Raw genomic sequence first — 20,379 nt, forward strand, 5'->3', positions numbered from 1 at the left:
TTAATACTGTTACTTTATATGTAATCTGGCTGGTTTGTCTCACTGACCACAAATAAGTGTAAAATATAGTTTACGGAAAACAAGATGAAAAAAAGTACATTAAGTAATATTAATATCAGTGATGAACAAGTTTTAATCACTCCAAGCGAATTAAAGAAAAAACTGCCTTTAAGTGATAGTGCTCGGCAGTTTATCCAAGAATCACGACAAACAATTGCAAATATAATACATAAAAAAGATCACCGTTTGTTAGTGGTATGTGGGCCGTGTTCTATTCATGATATTGATGCCGCCATGGAATATGCGAAGCGATTGAAAGAACTTTCTGCTCAATTGAATGATCAAATTTATATTGTTATGCGTGTTTACTTTGAAAAACCACGCACTACGGTTGGGTGGAAAGGGTTAATTAATGATCCTCAACTGGACGGCACGTTTGATATTGAACATGGTTTGCATGTAGGACGTAAACTGTTGGTCGATCTTGCTGAAATGAATATTCCGTTGGCAACAGAAGCCTTGGATCCTATTAGCCCTCAATACCTTTCAGACACGTTTAGTTGGGCTGCAATCGGTGCTAGAACAACCGAATCGCAAACTCACCGTGAAATGGCTAGTGGCTTATCCATGCCAATAGGATTTAAAAACGGCACTGATGGTAGCCTGTCTACCGCAATTAATGCCATGCAAGCGGCGTCCTCTAGCCATCGATTTATGGGTATTAATACTGATGGACAAGTCGCTTTACTTACCACACAAGGTAATAGTAATGGTCATGTTATTCTTCGTGGCGGTAAGCAAACCAATTATGATTCTGTCTCGGTTGCTGAGTGCGAAGGTGAGTTACAGAAACACGGTCTTGATGCGTCGCTAATGGTGGATTGTAGCCACGCTAACTCACGCAAAGATTACCGCCGTCAACCTCTGGTCGCTGAAGATGCTATTTCTCAAATACGTCAGGGAAATAAATCCATTATTGGTCTAATGATAGAAAGTCATATCAATGAAGGTAACCAGTCATCTGATATTCCTTTGGATGAAATGGCTTATGGCGTATCAATTACCGATGCGTGTATTAACTGGCAGGATACTGAGACACTGTTACGTCAAGCACATAAAGAGCTGGTTCCGTTTTTAAAAGATAGGCTTAAATAAATTTATCTTATTGACATCGTTCATCAGTTGTATAAGTTGGGACAAATTATCGCGTAATGAAAGGCAATGTTAAATCGTGACAGTTGATGTACTCATGATCTAAATTGATATATTACGTATGTTAATTTAGATACCGATTTGGTAACGAAACATAAACAGTGAAGCATCCTTAGTTGCTTCACTTTTTCTATAATTACTTTTCTATAAACACCGTGTATCGATGTTCTTTCATAACGAGAATACAGGTGTAAATATTATAGATAGAAAGAAGATAAAGGCAGATTTGATGGCTGTTGAGTTAAATGAGTTGCGAGAGCAAATAGATGAAGTCGACAAACAGATGATTGATTTGTTGGTACGTCGTCTAGCGCTTGTAGAGAAAGTGGGTGAAGTTAAAAGTGAACACGGGTTGCCTATTTACGCGCCTGACCGCGAAGCGGCAATGCTCGCATCTCGTCGACAAGAAGCAGAAAAACGCGGTATTCCACCACAGCTTATTGAAGATATTTTACGAAGAACGATGCGTGAATCTTATGCGAGTGAAAAAGATTCTGGTTTTAAATGCTTAAATCCTTCATTACGTTCAGTTGTTATCGTTGGTGGTCATGGGCAATTAGGTGGCCTATTTGCTCGCATGTTTACTTTATCTGGCTATCAAGTGAAAATTTTAGGCAGTAAAGATTGGCATAACGCAGATGTATTACTTAAAGATGCAGGGCTAGTAGTGATTACTGTTCCTATTCATTTAACGTCAGGCGTGATTGATAAATTAACACATTTACCCGATGACTGTATTCTGTGTGATTTAACTTCAATTAAATCAAAACCGTTAGAAAAGATGTTAAGTGTTCATGCTGGTCCAGTGGTGGGATTACATCCAATGTTTGGCCCTGATGTGCCAAGTTTGGCCAAACAAGTTATTGTATATTGCCACGGTCGTGGAGAGGAAGATTATCAATGGCTATTAGATCAATTTACTATTTGGGGGGCTTCTCTTAGTAATATCGATGCAGAAGAGCATGATCATGGTATGACTTTGATTCAAGCATTGCGTCACTTTACTTCTTTTGCTTATGGTTTACATTTAAGCCGAGAAAATCCAAATATTGAAAAGCTGTTGCAACTTAGTTCTCCTATTTATCGTTTAGAGTTGGCTATGGTCGGGCGGCTGTTCGCTCAAGATCCTAATTTGTATGCTGATATTATTTTGTCTTCGCAAGAAAATATTCAGATGATCAAACGTTTTCACTCCAGTTTTGGGGAAGCGATAGATATCTTAGAAGGTCATGATAAAGAAGCCTTTGTACAAAATTTTGCTAAAGTGAGTGATTGGTTTGGTGACTATTCCCAGCAGTTTATGACAGAAAGCCAAAATTTGTTAAAGCAAGCAAATGACGCCATTCAAAGAAATTAGTTTTTTAATATAAAGCTCGTCAAGTGACCATATAGCATTATCTAACTTATTGATTGATTAATAATATTTAAACCCCAGTTCGTTCAATAGAACGAACTGGGGTTTTGTTTTTGAAGACGATTAATCATAAAGAAACCGCTAAGAATAAATGGCGACACTAGAGATCGCTAGAAAACAGCAACTTTCCATATCTATCAAGCTGTTCCAATCGCTGCTTCGCATTGGCTAAGAAATTGGTTTTTTCTTGTCCTTGTAACGATTTTGATTGAGGTAATTTTACCGTTCTTGGATTTTTATGGACACCGTTTACTAAAAATTCGTAATGCAGATGAGGTCCAGTAACGCGGCCTGTCCCTCCTAAAGTCCCTACGGTATCGCCTTGTTTTACTCGTTGTCCGGTTTTAACGTAACGGCGTTTCATATGCAGATATTTAGTAATATAAGTATTGCTATGACGGATAAATACATAGTTACCGTTAAATTGGTTATATCCTGATTTATCAACAATACCGTCTCCTGCTGCCCAAATAGGTGTACCAACAGGGGCAGCGTAATCGGTGCCTCTATGGGCGGTGATTTTTCCTGTCACAGGGTGTCGTCTAGTAGGATTGAAATTAGATGTCACGCGTCTGAAATCAATAGGCGAACGTAAAAAAGCTTTTTTCATCGCTCGTCCAGCTTGATCAAAATAATTACCGGTGTTGTCATCGATAATGGCGGTAAAGGTTTCTCCTTGATTTGAAAACATAGCAGCAATGATTTTGCCTCGGCCCATTTTCTCACCTTCCACCAGCTTCTCTTCATACAGAACTTTAAAATTATCGCCCGAACGGATATCCAGTGCGAAATCAATATCCCAACCAAAAATTCCGGCAAGTTCCATAATTTGATTCGGTGTTAAATGAGCAGCGAGTGCAGCATTCCAAAAATTTGATGAGATGGTTGCTTCCGCGTAGTTAAGTTGAATATTAACGTCTTTACTTTCTAATTTACCTGCGAACCCTTGCTCTGTTTTACTGATACGGAAGGTTTCGAAAGGGCTTAGCACTCGGGTTATTTGCAGTAAATCGTGCTTTTGATCAAAACCAAAAGAAAGTTCATCTCCTACACGTAGGCGAGAAAGTTGATTATTAATTTCTTTATCACTGGAAATGACTTTATGCAAAAGTTGTGGAGATAAACCAATTCTATTAAATAATTTTGCTGCACTTTCACCCGAGTTAATGGTGTATTTTTCCCATTTAACGACCGAACTTGATAATTGGTTGTTTATTATTGTTGGTACTTCAAGTTTGATTTCAAGAGGATAATGTTTACCTATTTCTAGAGTTGTTTGATTTTTGCTGAGATCTTCAGCGTCAGGAAGAAATAACAACACAGTTATTAATGCAGAAATAACGAGGATCAATGTTCTGTGGAGACTAGGAAGCCGAAAAAAAGTAGCAAGCATGGTTATTAATAGTTAATTTAGGTGAAATATTGGCAATACAGAGTTTAACTGGTTTCAAAATACATAGCTATTCAAGTAAACTGTACTCCAAATAATTTTTGCCAAACCTGCGGGAGTTAACAAGAATGGCGAGTATAGAAACAGCATTGGCTGAAATAAAACGTGGTATTGATGAATTATTACCAGAAGATGAGCTAATTGCAAAGCTTAAAGAAAATCGTCCATTACGTATTAAGTTAGGAGCGGATCCAACTGCACCCGATATTCATTTGGGCCATACCGTTATCCTAAATAAATTACGCCAATTTCAAGAATTAGGCCATGATGTCACGTTTTTGATTGGTGACTTTACTGGTATGGTGGGAGACCCGACAGGGAAAAATACAACTCGTCCGCCATTGACTCGCGAAGATGTATTAGCTAATGCAGAAACATATAAACAACAAGTTTTTAAGATTCTCGATCCAGAAAAAACCAAAATAGAGTTTAACTCGACTTGGTTGTCTGAGTTGGGAGCAGAGGGCATGATTCGTTTAGCTGCCAATCAAACCGTAGCCCGAATGTTAGAACGCGACGATTTTAAAAAACGTTATTCTAACAATCAACCTATCGCGATTCATGAATTTATGTATCCGTTATTGCAAGGCTATGATTCTGTTGCAATGGAAACCGATGTTGAACTAGGTGGTACCGATCAACGCTTTAATTTGTTAATGGGACGTGAGTTGCAAAAAGCCAATGGTCAAAAGCCTCAATGCGTCTTGACTATGCCCCTGCTTGTTGGTTTAGACGGTGAGAAAAAAATGTCTAAATCAGCGCATAACTACATTGGTGTAAGTGATGCACCTAATGATATGTTTGGTAAAATAATGTCAATTTCTGATGATTTGATGTGGAGTTATTATGAATTGCTCTCTTTCCGTCCTTTGACTGAAATAGAACAATTTAAAGCGGAAGTTGAAGCAGGAAAAAATCCTCGTGATATCAAAATATTACTAGCCAAAGAAATTATTGCTCGCTTTCATACCGATTCAGATGCAGAAGCCGCAGAACAAGACTTTATTAATCGTTTTCAAAAAGGTGCTATACCAGATGAAATGCCAGAGTTTGAGTTCGAAAACGGCATCGCAATTGGTAACCTTCTTAAAGAAGCGGGTTTGGTCAATTCAACATCAGATGCAATGCGTATGATACGTCAAGGTGCAGCCAAAATTGATGGTAATAAAATTGAGGATACCAAAATGATCCCTCAAGCGGGTACAGCGGTCTATCAAGTGGGTAAACGAAAGTTTGCTCGTATAACGCTAAGCTAAAGTTGTAGCATCGTGAGGTGTATAACTTATCTATTTTTCAATTAGTTAGAACGTAAGTTGCTTGGCTTGTGAAAAATAGTTTGTTAAAATTAGAAAAAGGCGCAGTTTGCGCCTTTTTTTCATTAGGCTATTTATACACGATATAAATAGCCTAATTTAAAGCAAACAGATATTAACTTTCTTACCCATAACTCAGGTTAAATAATGATGTTACTTAACGATATTATTGTAGATATTCGCTGTGTTCTGATAATTTGATTAAATCGCGATAAAAAGAATCTTCAAACTGAAATATTGCTGGTAATGCGTTAGTTCTTGTCTGGTCTTTAGCCGGAAAATAATCTGTTACAAATTGTACAAATACCGCTTTTGGTTGCTTATTTGGGTCGAGTACGAATCCTGCCATGTTGTAGCTGCCATAAATTGAGCCACTTTTAGCTTGTAGTTGACCCTTTATTTGAGGTGTGTTCATACTTTTTCTATATCTAAGTGTGCCTGTTTCACCTGATGTCGCAAGCATATTTACAAAGTCTAATTTTTGGTCGTTATGCCATATATAGGTCAGTATTTGAGTTAAGTCGTTAGCACTAATTCTGTTATTTCTCGATAGTCCCGAACCATCAGCTAGCTGTGCATCATTTAGATCTACACCTGTATTTGAAAAAATAATCTGTTTTATCGCTTCCGTTCCATTGGTAAAACTACCGGGTTGTGAGTAGAAACGAGCACCAATAGTCTTAGTGATATTATCCGCAATCAGGTTGGTTGAATGCTTCAGCATTTTTTCTATTATTTGTGATAATTGTGCAGAAAAATGAGACGCAATAACGTGACCTTCGATGTCGTTACTTAGTAAAAACTGACCATTGAAGGCAATGTTATTTTTTATAAGTAGGGTGCGTAATTTATCTTCGACATATAAATCCGTTTGTTGCACCGCAAATTTAAGAGGTAATGGCTTATTGCGTTTTACAAGGCAGCCTGACAGTAGATATTGATTTCCAGAAGATGTGGTCAATTCCAACTCACATTGCTGTGCTTTTTGTTGCTCTTTTGATACGGTAATCGCGTTAGTTTTAACGACTATAGGTTGATGCTTTGGAACATGGACGCGTGTCGTTCCATCATCATTAGTATAAATTGAAGCCTGTACGCAATTACCATCCAACGTTATGGCACTGGATGGTGCACTATAGCAAACGCCTAAAATATCCCAAGGCCAGCCAACTGCTCGTTCATATCCTGAAAAAGCCCCTTTATTCAGCCATATATTGCCTTCGATTTTATGTAAGCCTTTATTATGTAATGTGGTAAGTAGCTTATCTAAATCGCTGTACGTTAACGTTGGATCGCCAGAGAAACGAAAAATAATATCCTTTCCTTTTTTCTGAGCTTGTGTTTCGAAGCGAAAATTGTCACCTAATTCTAACCTTGCCGCTAAAGCGGTAATGATTTTTAAGGTACTAGCGGGGGGGAAAAGTTTATCGGTATTAATGGATAAAAGCGTTGTTGATGAAGTGGTGACCGATAAACTGACTTGACTGCCCGAAGGTAATATTTCGACTGGTGCATAAGCGAATGAATAGCTTGAGAAAAACATTAAAATGAATGCCACAATTATGCGCATGTTTATCGACCAATAGTAGGATAAAAAATTAAGTATATAGAAGAAAAAAAATGCCTGCTATAAAAAGCAGGCATTTAAGAAAATCTAATAGTTGTCGTGTTAAACTATATAAAACACATAAGGTTTAGAAGTCGTAGCGTAAACCTAAAGCTAGTTCATCTTCAGCCTTAACTGCTCCAACATCACTTTTATCAAGCATATTGAAATTGTATGAAATATAACTGCGGAAGTTTGGTTTGAAGTAGTATGTCGCATCTAGCGCAACGCTGTCTGTCGCGGTCACTTTATTTTCTTCAGCGTTATTGTAGGTTGTGGTTAAAACTAATTGATCAATTTTATAAGCTGCAGCTAATTCGTATCCAGTGTAATCAATACCTGATTCTGTATCGGTATTTATTGTGCCATCAGTGTAAATACCGGCAAGATATAAATCGGCAATTTTGTATGATGCAGCGAACATATATTCATCTTCATTATCTTGTTCCGCGTAACCAGTACCAAGAGTTAAACCGGTATCCGATACCTCATAAGTTGCGGATAATGAATAGCCATTTTGGTTGTTATCTTCAAAATCGGTACCGTTAGTCTCTCTATCAGCGAAACGGTAGCTAGCTTTAAATCCTAAATTGTCCATGTCACCTTTATAGGTGACCATGTTGTCGGTACGGTCAGCTACGGCAATTTTATGCGCAGCACTATTACCGTGATATGCCATAATATCGGTAAAGTCAGTGATCACACCCAAGGCACCGCTGTTTTTACCGTAAGTTACTTCACCAAACGCACCACTAAAACCAGCATAAGCGTAACGGTTGTCTAAGTCACTGCCATCGCCATTGTCTGCTGTGGTGAACTCGCCTTCATAAAAGCCAACGCCATACAGTTCGTCCGTTATTTGTGTTGTGCCTAAAAAATTAAGACGAACACGAGATTTATCTTCCGCTTTGCCATCTTGCATAGAAAGACGAGCTTCTGCACGGCCACCAATTTCCAAACTGTTGCCGTTAGAACTGTATATTTCTGTTCCGTTAATAGAACCTGCTTGTTTTCCATCCGCTGCAGCGAATGAGCTGGTTGCGATTGTGGCCGTCGACACAGCTAGTGCTAAAATTGTTTTGTTCATTTATAAAATCCTAAGTTTGCTAATAATTTTAAAGGTAAACGTAATGTTGTTTAACATATAAAAAGGAATTTAAGCTGCTATTGAAAAGCCTAAAATCAGTATTGGTGTTTTTCTTGTTAGAGGTTGTACCGTTAAAGTTTCGCCTTTGGTTAGTAAAATGATATAAAAATAATCCTGCTGTCGCTCTATTTATTATAAGATACTGATTATAATTAGTTTATATTATTTTTAGTGTTCGAGATTTATACGATATTTTTTAGTCGTTTTTAGATTTTTTGATATTAAAATTTAAGAGAATAGGTATGACATTTAATCCGTTAGTATCCATATGCTAATTTTGTGATACAAATCGTTAATATAGATGATTAATAGCCAATCTTTGTTTACACTAGACCAAATTCAATTATATTTAAACTCACTCAGCTCTTGTTGAGTGGGTTCGTTTTGTCCAAAGCTGACTTTGGTTTAGAGGTTAAAAATGGAAAAAGTCCCAATGACTCTCCGCGGTGAACAAAAACTGCGTGAAGAATTAGATACATTATTAAAGCGTCGTCCGATTATATCTGCTGCAATCGCTGAAGCTCGGGAGTTAGGTGATCTAAAAGAAAATGCTGAATATCATGCAGCAAGAGAAGAGCAAGGTATTTGTGAAGCTCAGATTAGAGATATTGAATATAAACTATCAGTTGCGCAAGTTATCGATGTCACCAAAATGGATAACACAGGTAAAATCATTTTTGGTTCTACCGTTACTTTGATTGATTTGGATACCGAACAAGAGTCGACCTATCAAATTGTTGGTGAAGATGAAGCTGAGATCAAAGCAGGGCGTATTTCGGTTAGTTCTCCGATCGCACGTGGCTTAATTGGTAAGTTAGAAGGTGATGAAGTGGTCATTTCTACACCAGGTGGCGATAAAGATTATGAAATTGACAAGGTTCAGTATCTTTAATCTGACAGTTTGTTGAGTTGAGTACAGAAAAAGGGTCGCAATTATAGCGACCCTTTTAATTATAAAGTATATTATTTTCTTGGTATTTCGATTTTACGTGCTTCAGATTGGCGATAAAGTACGAGGGTTTTTCCTATAGTCTGTACTTTTTCAGCTTTACTCTCACGAATAATCGCATCAATGATAAGTTGTTTAGTTTCTCTATCTTCAGAGGCAACTTTAATTTTGATCAACTCGTGGTGGTCTAGTGCCAGTTCTATTTCCGCTAGAACAGCCTCAGTTAATCCATTGGCGCCCATTAGCACAACCGGTTTTAAGTTGTGTGCTAGGCCTTTAAGGTGCTGTTTTTGTTTGGTGCTTAGATTCATTACGCGGCCAATTATGTTAGTAGTTAAAATGTGCTTTAATTTCAAATATCAAAAATGCATGATAATTTTTGAAAGTATAAACGAATTCGGGGTTGAAAAACGGTATTTTAACGCCATCTAATCACGAAGACTAATTTTTCTACCATACTTATTTGGTAATGTGTCTAAATGTACTAGGAATAGAATGAGTAAACAGAAACTTTCAGCAAGTTCAGGACGTTGGCTTAAAGAGCATTTTGACGATAAATATGTCAATGAAGCGAAAAAAAGAGGTTATCGTTCTAGAGCTATCTTCAAACTTGAAGAAATTCAAGAAAAAGATAAATTGTTGAAACAAGGAATGTCCGTAGTGGACTTGGGGGCAGCACCCGGAGGCTGGTCACAATATGCGACTCAGATCGTCGGTGATACTGGACAAGTTATTGCTTGTGATATTTTACCGATGGACTCCATTGCTGGAGTGAGTTTTTTACAAGGTGATTTTAGAGAAGATTCAGTTTTAGAAGCACTTTTGCAAAGAATTCAACCCGATATGGTTGACGTGGTAATGTCCGATATGGCACCGAATATGGCAGGAAATTTGTCAGTGGATCAACCAAGAGCGATGTATTTAGTCGAACTTGCGCTTGATATGTGTCGACAGGTTCTAGCTGCTAATGGTAGCTTTGTTGTTAAAGTGTTCCAAGGTGAAGGCTTTGATCAATATGTGAAAGACGTACGTGATTTGTTTAAAGTCGTCAAAATTAGAAAACCGGACTCATCGAGAGCGCGTTCTCGAGAAGTTTACATAGTGGCCACCGGATATAAAGGCTAAACTATTACGCTGTAGATACAGGCAACGATCTGTAGTACTCTACTTTTAATTACAATTAGTTATCGAGAGGCTTGCACCTTGAGTGACATGGCAAAAAATTTAATTTTATGGTTGGTTATAGCTGTTGTTTTGATGTCTGTATTCCAGAGTTTTGGACCCAGCGAAAGTAACGGAAGAACAGTAGATTATACCACCTTTGTACAAGAAGTTGGCCAAGGCCAAATTCGTGAAGCACAGTTTGATGGCCGAGAAATCGTATTCTATCGTCGTGATAATTCACGTAACGTGACGTATATGCCTCTTAGCGATGATAAATTGCTTGATGATTTAATTAACCAAAATGTAAAAGTGCAAGGTTCTCCACCAGAAGAACAAAGCCTACTTGGTTCAATTTTCATTTCTTGGTTCCCAATGATCCTGCTGATTGGTGTGTGGATTTTCTTCATGCGTCAAATGCAAGGCGGTGGCGGCAAAGGCGCTATGTCATTTGGTAAGAGTAAAGCCAGAATGATGAGCGAAGAGCAAATCAAAACAACCTTTGGTGATGTCGCAGGTTGCGATGAAGCTAAAGAAGATGTTAAAGAATTGGTTGATTACCTTCGCGACCCAAGTCGATTCCAAAAACTAGGCGGTAAAATACCAACAGGTGTATTGTTAGTTGGTCCTCCAGGTACAGGTAAAACGCTACTTGCGAAAGCAATTGCAGGCGAAGCTAAAGTTCCGTTCTTCACTATCTCTGGTTCAGATTTCGTAGAAATGTTTGTCGGTGTTGGTGCCTCGCGTGTACGTGATATGTTTGAACAAGCGAAGAAGGCCGCACCTTGCATTATCTTTATTGATGAAATTGATGCAGTTGGTCGTCAACGTGGTGCTGGTGTTGGTGGTGGTCACGATGAACGTGAACAAACGCTTAACCAAATGCTAGTTGAAATGGATGGTTTTGAGGGTAATGAAGGTATTATTGTTATTGCCGCCACTAACCGCCCAGATGTTCTTGACCCAGCATTGTTGCGTCCTGGTCGTTTCGATCGTCAGGTTATGGTTGGTTTGCCAGATGTGCGTGGTCGTGAACAAATCCTAAAAGTACATATGCGAAAAGTACCGCTATCGGGTGATGTTGAACCATCGCTTATTGCAAGGGGTACGCCTGGTTTCTCAGGTGCAGATTTAGCGAACTTAGTGAATGAAGCTGCCTTGTTTGCCGCTCGTGGAAACAAGCGTAATGTATCCATGGTTGAGTTTGAATTGGCTAAAGATAAAATCATGATGGGTGCGGCTCGACACTCTATGGTTATGTCTGAAGAATCAAAAGAGTCAACTGCGTATCATGAAGCTGGACACGCGATTGTTGGTTTGTTAGTTAAAGATCATGATCCGGTTTATAAGGTATCAATTATACCTCGTGGCCGTGCTTTGGGTGTTACCATGTTCTTACCAGAGCAAGACCGTATTAGTATGTCTCGTTTGCAGTTAGAATCTTCTATTGCAACCTTATACGGTGGACGCCTAGCTGAAGAAATGATTTACGGCCAAGATAAAGTGTCTACGGGTGCTTCTAATGATATCGAACGCGCGACTGATATCGCACGTAAAATGGTTACTCAGTGGGGTTTCTCTGAAAAACTGGGCCCATTACTTTATGCAGAAGAAGAAGGTGAAGTGTTCTTAGGCCGTAGCGTGACACAGACCAAACATATGTCGGATGACACAGCTAAGCTAATAGATGACGAAATTCGTAGTATTATTGATAAAAACTACGCACACGCTAAGCAAATATTGGAAGACAATATGGATATCATGCATGCAATGAAAGATGCATTGATGAAATATGAAACCATTGATGCTGGTCAGTTAGAAGACTTGATGGCAAGAAAAGACGAAATTCGCGAGCCACAAGGTTGGACAAGTGATTCAGCCGAAAAAGTGAGTCAAGCTCGTGCAGATGCAAAAGCTGCTATGGGTGCCGACAAAGCAGAAAATGCTCAACCTAAATCTGCGGCGGAAGATGCTTCTGTAGAAACAGTGGCAGCAGATATTGAGACTCAAGACACTGCCGATAATGTTGAACAAAAAGCAGAAAAACAAAGTGATGTTAATAAAGATAACAAATCTGAGTAACTGCTAAACACTAAAACCAAGACCTCGATATGTTCGGGGTCTTTTTGTATGTCGAATATGCCAATATGAATTTAAAGTCGAACAACAAACAACTGTCGTTAAATACACCGCAGGTGATGGGGATATTAAATGTTACCCCAGACTCGTTTTCTGATGGAGGTGCGTTCAACAATATTGCTGACGCATTACTTCGTGCAGAAAAAATGATAGAAGCAGGCGTGGCGATTATTGATATAGGCGGTGAATCAACACGACCAGGCGCAGCAAAGGTTACGCTACAAGAAGAGCTTGCCAGAACAATCCCCGTTATTAAAGCCATTAGAAAAAAACATGATGTGTGGATATCAATTGATACCAGTAAAGCAGAAGTGATGCGCCAAGCTCTTGATGCTGGAGCGGATATCATTAATGATGTCCGTGCATTAACCGAACCAAATGCTTTAGACGTCGCTGCACTGTTTGATGCGCCAGTATGTTTGATGCATATGCAGGGACAACCTCAAACCATGCAAACCAATCCCGTTTACGAAGACTTGTTTACAGAAGTTGAACAATTTCTTTCTCAACGAGTACAAGCGTGTAGTGAAGCTGGTATAGATTCGAGTAGAATTATTCTCGATCCAGGTTTTGGGTTTGGCAAATCGTTGCAACATAATTATCAGCTACTTGATACATTAGAGCAGTTCCATTCATTTGGTTTTCCATTGTTAGTGGGAATGTCGAGGAAATCGATGCTTTTTAACTTGCTCAATAAAAAACCAGCAGAAACAATGGCTGCCAGCATAAGTTGTGCAACTATTGCTGCATTGAAAGGCGCGCAGATAATCAGAGTTCATGATTTTGAAGAGACATTAGATGCGTTAAAAGTAGTACAATGTCTCACTGAAAATAAATACAAATAGAAAATAATGACAAATAAATAGGATACTAACATGTCAGAAAGACGTTATTTTGGTACCGATGGTGTTCGTGGCAAAGTGGGTGAATTTCCGATTACACCAGACTTTATACTAAAACTGGGTTGGGCTGCAGGTCGCGTTCTTGCCAAGCAAGGTACAAAAAAAGTAATCATTGGTAAAGACCCACGTATTTCCGGATATATGTTGGAATCGGCGTTGGAAGCTGGGTTAGCGGCCGCTGGGTTAAACGCAACGTTAACCGGCCCTATGCCAACACCTGCTATTGCCTATTTAACGCAAACTTTTCGTGCTGAAGCCGGTATTGTTATTTCTGCATCGCATAACCCTTATTATGATAATGGCATCAAGTTTTTTTCATCGGAAGGGATGAAGTTACCTGATGAGGTTGAACTTGCTATAGAAGCCGAGCTTGATAAAGCACTGGTTTGTGTCGAATCTTCTCAGCTTGGTAAAGCCGCTCGCCTAAATGATGCCGCTGGACGTTATATTGAGTTTTGCAAAAGCACATTTCCAAATAATCTAAATTTAGCCAAATTAAAAATAGTAATTGATTGCGCTAATGGAGCGACTTATCACATTGCACCTTCTGTTTTTAAAGAGTTAGGTGCAGAAATCGTTACGATTGGTGTCGAGCCTAATGGTGTAAATATTAATGCGGAAGTAGGCGCGACTGATGTGCGAGCTTTACAGAAATTAGTGGTCGAAGAGAAGGCCGATCTAGGCCTTGCGTTTGATGGTGATGGCGATCGTATTATTATGGTAGACCATCAAGGCAACAAAATAGATGGTGACCAAATCGCTTATATTATCGCTCGTGATGCCCTTCGACGAGGAGAATTAAAAGGTGGCGTTGTCGGTACCTTAATGAGCAATTTAGGTATGGAGAATGGATTAAAACAACTAGGCATTCCTTTTGTTCGAGCTGCTGTCGGTGATAGATATGTAATGGAGCAACTGCAAGAGAAAGGATGGTCAATCGGTGCAGAGAATTCAGGCCATGTCATTCTTCTTGATAAAGTGACGACGGGAGATGCAATTGTTGCTGCGTTGCAAGTACTTGCTTCAGTAGTTGCGAGCGAAATGACGTTAAAAGATCTATCTGAAGGAATGACACTCTATCCACAAGTGTTGGAAAACGTAAGGTTTTCCGGTGATAGTAATCCACTCGAAGCCGATATAGTGAAAGTAGCAACTGAACACGTAGAGAACGAATTAGGTTCGAAAGGGCGTGTGCTTTTACGTAAATCAGGTACGGAACCTTTGATAAGAGTAATGGTAGAAGGCGAAGACGAGCAGCTTGTAAAAGCTTCTGCGTTAAAGATTGCCGATGCTGTTAAAGCAAGTTTTGGTGCTTAATTGACCATTTGAAATATAACTCGCATTTTTTACTTGTCAGCTTTATGCCAATCCTATAGTATTGCTCGGCCTTCGATACCGGAGGTCGCTGGCTTTGCCTCTGAATAATAGGTAGCGCTAGTTCGACAAATAGTTACATAGGTGGAAAAATGACTACTATTCTACTTGTGATTTACCTGTTGGCTGCTGCTGGTGTTATTGGACTAGTATTGATTCAGCAAGGTAAAGGCGCAGATATGGGGGCCTCATTTGGTGCCGGTGCTTCAAACACAGTGTTTGGTTCTGGTGGCTCAGGGAATTTCCTAACCCGAATGACTGCAATATGTGCAACTGTATTTTTCGCTGTAGCTCTTGTTTTTGGTAATTTAGCAACACACCAAACCGAATCTCAATGGATAGACCCGACACAAGGTCAAACAATCCTTGAAGATGCTACAGCAGATTTACCGAGTGAAATTCCAGCCGAGCAAACTGGCGACGAAATTCCTCAATAAATGTTTTATTTATTGTAAATTGTTTATTTTTTATAAACAAAAAAAGCAATATATGCCGAGATGGTGAAATTGGTAGACACGCTAGCATGAGGTGCTAGTGCCTTAGGGTGTGAGGGTTCAAGTCCCTCTCTCGGCACCATTAATTTGATTTTGATAGCAGTATTAGGATTAGATTGATGTAACTTGTAAATCAAACTGTTGAGCGTATAATACTCGACAGTCGGACGCGGGGTGGAGCAGCTTGGTAGCTCGTCGGGCTCATAACCCGAAGGTCGTCGGTTCAAATCCGGCCCCCGCAACCAATACTCATCGAGGACTGATGTGCAAGTTATCATAGTTAATGGCGATTTATAAAGTCACATTAACTATGAGCTAAATGGTAACGAAAGTTATGGTTTAGTTATATCAGGGTCCAGCAATAATAAACCTCGGCTATTTCGGGGTTTTTTATTATCTGTACTTCGGGTTTTGGCTGAAGTGCGGTGTTATTGCTTGGAATTTAGAATGGGCTCTGAGCCCTTTTTTCGTTTCTGGAGTGGTTAAATGACTGGTTTAGAAAGACAACTAACGGAAATGCTTGAATCTCCTGTTGGAGCATCGGGTTATGAATTAGTCGGTCTTGAGTTTATTCGTGCAGGCGAACACTCAACTTTACGTATTTATATTGATAGTGAAAACGGCATTAACGTTGATGATTGTGCTGAAGTTAGCCGTCAAGTAAGTGCGGTACTGGATGTTGAAGATCCGATCTCTGTTGCATACAACTTGGAAGTATCTTCTCCTGGTTTGGAAAGGCCACTTTTTAAAACAGAACATTACCAACAATTTATTGGTCACGAGGTCAACATTGTCCTGAAAATGGCCATGGGTAATCGCCGTAAGTGGAAAGGCACTATCCAAGCTGTAGAGGGTGAGACGATAGTTATCACCGCTGAAGGACAGAGTGAAGAATTTGCAATAAGCAATATTTCTAAAGCTAACCTGATCCCTAAATTTTAGTTCTCCTAGAGAGAATTGTTTAAGAGGCTAGATAAATGAACAGAGAAATTTTAGCAGTTGTTGAAGCTGTTTCTAACGAGAAAGCTGTTCCTCGTGAGCGTATTTTTGAAGCGCTAGAAATTGCATTAGCAACAGCAACAAAAAAGAAGCACGAACTGGAAATTGAAGTTCGTGTAGAAATCGACCGTAAAACTGGCGATTTTAATACTTATCGCCGTTGGATGGCGATGGAAGAAGTAGAGAATCCAACTAAAGAAATTTCGATTGAAGCAGCTAAATACGAAGATGAAACGATTGAGATTGGCGGATACATTGAAGACGATATTGAATCAGTAACGTTTGACCGTATTACTACTCAAACGGCTAAACAGGTTATTGTGCAAAAAGTACGTGAAGCTGAACGTGCACAAATAGTCGAGCAATTTATCGACAACGAAGGCGAACTTGTTACCGGCGTAGTAAAAAAAGTTAACCGTGAAACCATCATTTTGGATCTTGGTAGTAACGCTGAAGCAGTTATCATGCGTGATGACCAACTTCCTCGAGAAAACTTCCGTCCAGGTGACCGTATCCGAGGTCTTTTGTATTCGGTTCGACCTGAAGCTCGTGGGTTCCAATTGTTCATTACTCGCTCTAAGCCTGAAATGCTAACGGAGCTTTTCCGCATTGAAGTGCCGGAAATTGCGGAAGAACTGATAGAGTTGAAAGGTGCGGCTCGTGACCCTGGTTCGCGCGCTAAAATAGCAGTAAAAACCAATGATCGTCGTATTGATCCTGTTGGTGCTTGTGTTGGTATGCGTGGTGCACGTGTACAGGCGGTATCAGGTGAACTTGGTGGCGAACGTATTGATATCGTATTATGGGATGATAATCCTGCTCAATTCGTTATTAATGCCATGGCTCCAGCTGATGTTGCATCAATCATCGTTGATGAAGATGCACATGCAATGGATATCGCAGTTGAATCTGATAATTTAGCCCAAGCAATTGGACGTAACGGTCAGAACGTTCGTTTAGCCTCTCAACTTACTGGTTGGGAGTTAAATGTTATGACGGTTGAAGACTTGCAGAAAAAGCATCAAGAAGAATCGGTTGCTTCTATCGAAAACTTTATGAAGTATCTTGATATCGAGCAAGATTTTGCTGAAATGTTGGTTGAAGAAGGCTTCTCAACACTTGAAGAAGTTGCTTATGTTCCAGTAAATGAATTATTAGAAATTGATGGTCTAAACGAAGAGATCGTTGAAGAGCTTCGTGGTCGTGCGAAAGATTCACTAACGACACTTGCTCTTGCACAAGAAGAGTCATTTGAAGGCATCGAACCTGCAGAAGATCTACTAGGTCTAGAAGGTTTAGAGCGTGAATTGGCATTTAAGTTTGCAGCCAAAGGCGTTGCAACATTAGAAGAATTAGCTGAACAAGGCATTGATGATTTAGAAGGTATCGATGGTTTAACAGAAGAGCGAGCAGGTGAATTGATTATGGCCGCCCGTAACATCTGTTGGTTTGGCGACGAAGATTAATTTCAGCAAGGAGGTAGCGCATGACGCAACTTACAGTTAAAGCACTGAGTGAAGAAATCGGCACACCGGTTGACCGCTTGTTAGAACAACTTGCTGATGCTGGCATGTCAAAGACCAGCAACGACAATGTTACTGATGAGGAGAAGTCTAATCTTCTTACTCATCTCAAGAAAGAACACGGTGATAATTCAGGTGAATCTGAACCAACTCGCTTAACTTTACAACGTAAGACTCGTAGCACACTTAGTGTTGCAGCTACAGGCGGTAAAAGTAAAGATGTGCAAGTTGAAGTACGCAAAAAACGCACTTACGTTAAGCGTAGTTCAGTAGAAGATGAAGCAAAACGTGAAGCGGAAGAAGCCGCAAAACGCGAAGCTGAAGAAGCGGCAAAACGTGAAGCGGAAGAAGCCGCAAAACGTCAAGCTGAAGAAGCAGCAAAACGTGAAGAAGAAGCGAGAGCTAAGCGTGAGGCTGAAGCCGAAGCAAAAGCAAAACGTGAAGCAGAAGCAAAAGCGAAGCGAGAAGCAGAAGCAAAAATGAATCCAGAAGAAACAGCTAAGCAAGAAGCCGCACAAAAAGAAGCCGATGCATTGAAGCGTCGTCAAGAAGAAGAAGCAAAGAAAAAAGCGGAAGAAACCGCACTTAAGCTTGTCGAAGAAGCTCGTAAACTAGCAGAAGAAAACCAAGAACGCTGGTCAGAAGAAGAGAAGAAAAAGAAAGCGCAAGAAGAAACGTCTGACTATCATGTCACGACATCTACGCACGCACGTGAAGCAGAAGATGAAGCGGACCGTCAAGCTGCAGCTCCTGGGCCAAGCCGCCGTAAGCGTAAGAAAAAAGCAGCTGATTCTACAGAATCTCAAGGTCGCGGTGGACGTAACCAACGCGGCAAAGGCCGTAAAGGTAAGCTAGCTAAGCCAACTTCTATGCAACAACACGGGTTTGATAAATCGGCTACAGTTGCAAAACAAGACGTTGCTATTGGCGAGACGATTGTAGTATCTGAACTGGCAAACAAAATGTCCGTTAAAGGTACAGAAGTCATCAAAGTAATGATGAAAATGGGTGCGATGGCAACCATTAACCAAGTTATCGATCAAGAAACCGCTGCTCTTGTCGCAGAAGAAATGGGACATAAAGTTATTCTTCGTAAAGAGAATGAACTAGAGGAAGCAATTCTGTCTGATCGCGATGGCGCAGCTGATGCTGTTCCTCGTGCACCAGTAGTAACTATCATGGGTCACGTTGACCACGGTAAAACATCGACACTAGATTATATTCGTAAAGCGCATGTTGCATCAGGTGAAGCGGGTGGTATTACTCAGCACATTGGTGCATACCATGTTGAAACTGATAACGGCATGATCACTTTCTTAGATACGCCTGGACACGCTGCGTTTACTGCAATGCGTGCTCGTGGTGCCCAAGCTACAGATATCGTTGTTCTGGTTGTTGCAGCAGATGATGGAGTAATGCCACAAACCGTTGAAGCGATTCAACATGCTAAAGCGGCTGAAGTACCTCTAATTGTTGCTGTAAACAAGATAGATAAAGAAGGTGCAAATCCAGACAATGTTAAAAATGAACTAGCACAGTACGATGTTATCCCTGAAGAATGGGGTGGCGAAAACATGTTTGTTCATATCTCTGCTAAACAGGGCACCAACATTGAAGGTTTGCTAGAAACTATCTTACTTCAATCAGAAGTTTTAGAATTGACGGCTGTAGCGGATGGCATGGCTTCAGGTGTGGTTGTTGAATCTCGTCTTGATAAAGGTCGCGGTCCAGTTGCAACTGTATTAGTTCAAACCGGTACCTTGAATAAAGGTGATATCCTACTGTGTGGCCAAGAATATGGTCGTGTTCGCGCAATGCGTGATGAAAATGGTAACGAAATCGTTTCTGCTGGACCATCTATTCCAGTTGAAATTATTGGTTTATCTGGTGTGCCTTCTTCAGGTGATGAAGCTACAGTTGTACGTGATGAGCGTAAAGCGCGTGAAGTTGCTAACTATCGTCAAGGTAAATTCCGTGATGTTAAGCTAGCACGTCAGCAGAAATCAAAACTTGAAAACATGTTCTCTAACATGGAAGCTGGTGAAGTTGCCGAACTCAATGTAGTTCTGAAAGCGGATGTTCAAGGTTCGGTTGAAGCCATTACCGATTCACTACATAAACTGTCTACCGATGAAGTAAAAGTAAGCGTAGTCGGTTCTGGTGTTGGTGGTATTACCGAAACTGATGCGGTTCTAGCTGCAGCTTCTAACGCTATTATCTTAGGTTTCAACGTTCGTGCAGACGCGTCTGCACGCCGTACCATTGAAAATGAAAACCTAGATCTACGTTACTACTCAATTATTTATCAATTGATTGACGAAGTGAAACAAGCCATGGGTGGCATGCTTGCTCCAGAGTTCAAACAAGAAATTATTGGTTTGGCTGAAGTACGTGAAGTGTTCAAATCACCTAAACTTGGTGCCATTGCAGGTTGTATGGTCACAGAAGGTGTGATTAAGCGTAACGCACCAATTCGTGTTCTACGTGAAAACGTGGTTATCTACGAAGGTGAGCTAGAATCATTACGTCGTTTTAAAGATGATGTACAAGAAGCGAAAAATGGTTACGAATGTGGTATCGGCGTTAAGAACTATAATGATGTTCGCGCAGGGGACCAAATAGAAGTATTTGAAACCGTTGAAATCAAACGTACTCTTGATTAATCGCGATTGACGAGCGTTTTGAAAAAGCGTTAC

At 40.0% G+C, this 20,379-nt stretch carries 16 protein-coding genes and 2 tRNA genes; 14 read left to right on the top strand and 4 right to left on the bottom strand.

The annotated features are described in order from the left end of the window. Nucleotides 1-84 precede the first annotated feature (84 nt). Both ACLKML_RS14635 and tyrA read left to right on the top strand, forming a co-directional pair. A complete protein-coding gene (locus ACLKML_RS14635) occupies nucleotides 85-1,155 on the top strand; it encodes a 3-deoxy-7-phosphoheptulonate synthase (protein ID WP_413283816.1) in 1,071 nt (356 codons plus the stop codon). Between the two features lie 286 nt (nucleotides 1,156-1,441). Beyond that, on the top strand, nucleotides 1,442-2,569 hold the full coding sequence (gene tyrA / locus ACLKML_RS14640; protein ID WP_413283817.1) for a bifunctional chorismate mutase/prephenate dehydrogenase: 1,128 nt from the start codon (nucleotides 1,442-1,444) through the stop codon (nucleotides 2,567-2,569). A 157-nt stretch (nucleotides 2,570-2,726) separates the two neighbouring features. Here the strand turns inward: tyrA and ACLKML_RS14645 are convergent, their stop codons facing one another. Further along, the gene (locus ACLKML_RS14645; protein WP_413283818.1) at nucleotides 2,727-4,019 is read right to left on the bottom strand and encodes a peptidoglycan DD-metalloendopeptidase family protein; all 1,293 of its coding nucleotides are present in this window, start codon (nucleotides 4,017-4,019) and stop codon (nucleotides 2,727-2,729) included. 125 nt (nucleotides 4,020-4,144) lie between these two features. Here ACLKML_RS14645 and tyrS point away from each other — a divergent pair, with 125 nt between their 5' ends. Beyond that, entirely contained in the window at nucleotides 4,145-5,332 is a 1,188-nt protein-coding gene (gene tyrS, locus ACLKML_RS14650) for a tyrosine--tRNA ligase (protein ID WP_413283819.1), read from the top strand. Between the two features lie 223 nt (nucleotides 5,333-5,555). On the opposite strand, the gene dacB is transcribed toward tyrS, so the two are convergent. Further along, a complete protein-coding gene (gene dacB / locus ACLKML_RS14655) occupies nucleotides 5,556-6,959 on the bottom strand; it encodes a serine-type D-Ala-D-Ala carboxypeptidase (RefSeq protein ID WP_413283820.1) in 1,404 nt (467 codons plus the stop codon). A gap of 124 nt (nucleotides 6,960-7,083) precedes the next feature. Continuing rightward, the gene (locus ACLKML_RS14660; RefSeq protein WP_413283821.1) at nucleotides 7,084-8,082 is read right to left on the bottom strand and encodes a porin; all 999 of its coding nucleotides are present in this window, start codon (nucleotides 8,080-8,082) and stop codon (nucleotides 7,084-7,086) included. Nucleotides 8,083-8,560: 478 nt separating this feature from the next. Between ACLKML_RS14660 and greA the strand changes: the two genes are divergently transcribed. Further along, complete coding sequence (gene greA, locus ACLKML_RS14665; protein ID WP_413283822.1) at nucleotides 8,561-9,034, top strand: transcription elongation factor GreA; 474 nt, start codon at nucleotides 8,561-8,563, stop codon at nucleotides 9,032-9,034. Between the two features lie 71 nt (nucleotides 9,035-9,105). Here greA and yhbY read toward each other — a convergent pair whose 3' ends face one another. Further along, nucleotides 9,106-9,402, bottom strand: a complete 297-nt coding sequence (gene yhbY, locus ACLKML_RS14670; protein WP_317718549.1) for a ribosome assembly RNA-binding protein YhbY — start codon at nucleotides 9,400-9,402, stop codon at nucleotides 9,106-9,108. 184 nt (nucleotides 9,403-9,586) lie between these two features. On the opposite strand from yhbY, the gene rlmE reads away from it, so the two are divergent. The 10 genes from rlmE (at nucleotide 9,587) to infB (ending at nucleotide 20,346) form a co-directional block, all read left to right on the top strand. Next, nucleotides 9,587-10,216 carry a 23S rRNA (uridine(2552)-2'-O)-methyltransferase RlmE gene (rlmE, locus tag ACLKML_RS14675; RefSeq protein ID WP_413283823.1) on the top strand — a complete coding sequence of 210 codons (630 nt, stop codon included), beginning with the start codon at nucleotides 9,587-9,589 and terminating at the stop codon, nucleotides 10,214-10,216. A gap of 87 nt (nucleotides 10,217-10,303) precedes the next feature. Continuing rightward, complete coding sequence (gene ftsH / locus ACLKML_RS14680) at nucleotides 10,304-12,334, top strand: ATP-dependent zinc metalloprotease FtsH (protein ID WP_413283824.1); 2,031 nt, start codon at nucleotides 10,304-10,306, stop codon at nucleotides 12,332-12,334. Nucleotides 12,335-12,399: 65 nt separating this feature from the next. Next, nucleotides 12,400-13,236 (top strand): dihydropteroate synthase, encoded by an 837-nt coding sequence (gene folP, locus ACLKML_RS14685; protein ID WP_413285894.1) that lies wholly within the window; start codon nucleotides 12,400-12,402, stop codon nucleotides 13,234-13,236. A 30-nt stretch (nucleotides 13,237-13,266) separates the two neighbouring features. Next, nucleotides 13,267-14,610 carry a phosphoglucosamine mutase gene (gene glmM / locus ACLKML_RS14690; protein ID WP_413283825.1) on the top strand — a complete coding sequence of 448 codons (1,344 nt, stop codon included), beginning with the start codon at nucleotides 13,267-13,269 and terminating at the stop codon, nucleotides 14,608-14,610. A gap of 149 nt (nucleotides 14,611-14,759) precedes the next feature. Then, nucleotides 14,760-15,104 carry a preprotein translocase subunit SecG gene (gene secG, locus ACLKML_RS14695; protein WP_413283826.1) on the top strand — a complete coding sequence of 115 codons (345 nt, stop codon included), beginning with the start codon at nucleotides 14,760-14,762 and terminating at the stop codon, nucleotides 15,102-15,104. 54 nt (nucleotides 15,105-15,158) lie between these two features. After that, nucleotides 15,159-15,243 (top strand) — tRNA-Leu (locus tag ACLKML_RS14700). Nucleotides 15,244-15,329: 86 nt separating this feature from the next. Further along, nucleotides 15,330-15,406: transfer RNA gene (locus ACLKML_RS14705), tRNA-Met, on the top strand. A 241-nt stretch (nucleotides 15,407-15,647) separates the two neighbouring features. Beyond that, entirely contained in the window at nucleotides 15,648-16,103 is a 456-nt protein-coding gene (rimP, locus tag ACLKML_RS14710) for a ribosome maturation factor RimP (RefSeq protein ID WP_413283827.1), read from the top strand. 35 nt (nucleotides 16,104-16,138) lie between these two features. Continuing rightward, a complete protein-coding gene (nusA, locus tag ACLKML_RS14715; protein ID WP_413283828.1) occupies nucleotides 16,139-17,626 on the top strand; it encodes a transcription termination factor NusA in 1,488 nt (495 codons plus the stop codon). Between the two features lie 20 nt (nucleotides 17,627-17,646). Beyond that, nucleotides 17,647-20,346, top strand: a complete 2,700-nt coding sequence (gene infB / locus ACLKML_RS14720; protein ID WP_413283829.1) for a translation initiation factor IF-2 — start codon at nucleotides 17,647-17,649, stop codon at nucleotides 20,344-20,346. Nucleotides 20,347-20,379: the final 33 nt, after the last annotated feature.

Origin of the sequence: Vibrio sp. MA40-2 (assembly GCF_047302445.1) — a bacterium.
Lineage (GTDB): Bacteria > Pseudomonadota > Gammaproteobacteria > Enterobacterales > Vibrionaceae > Vibrio.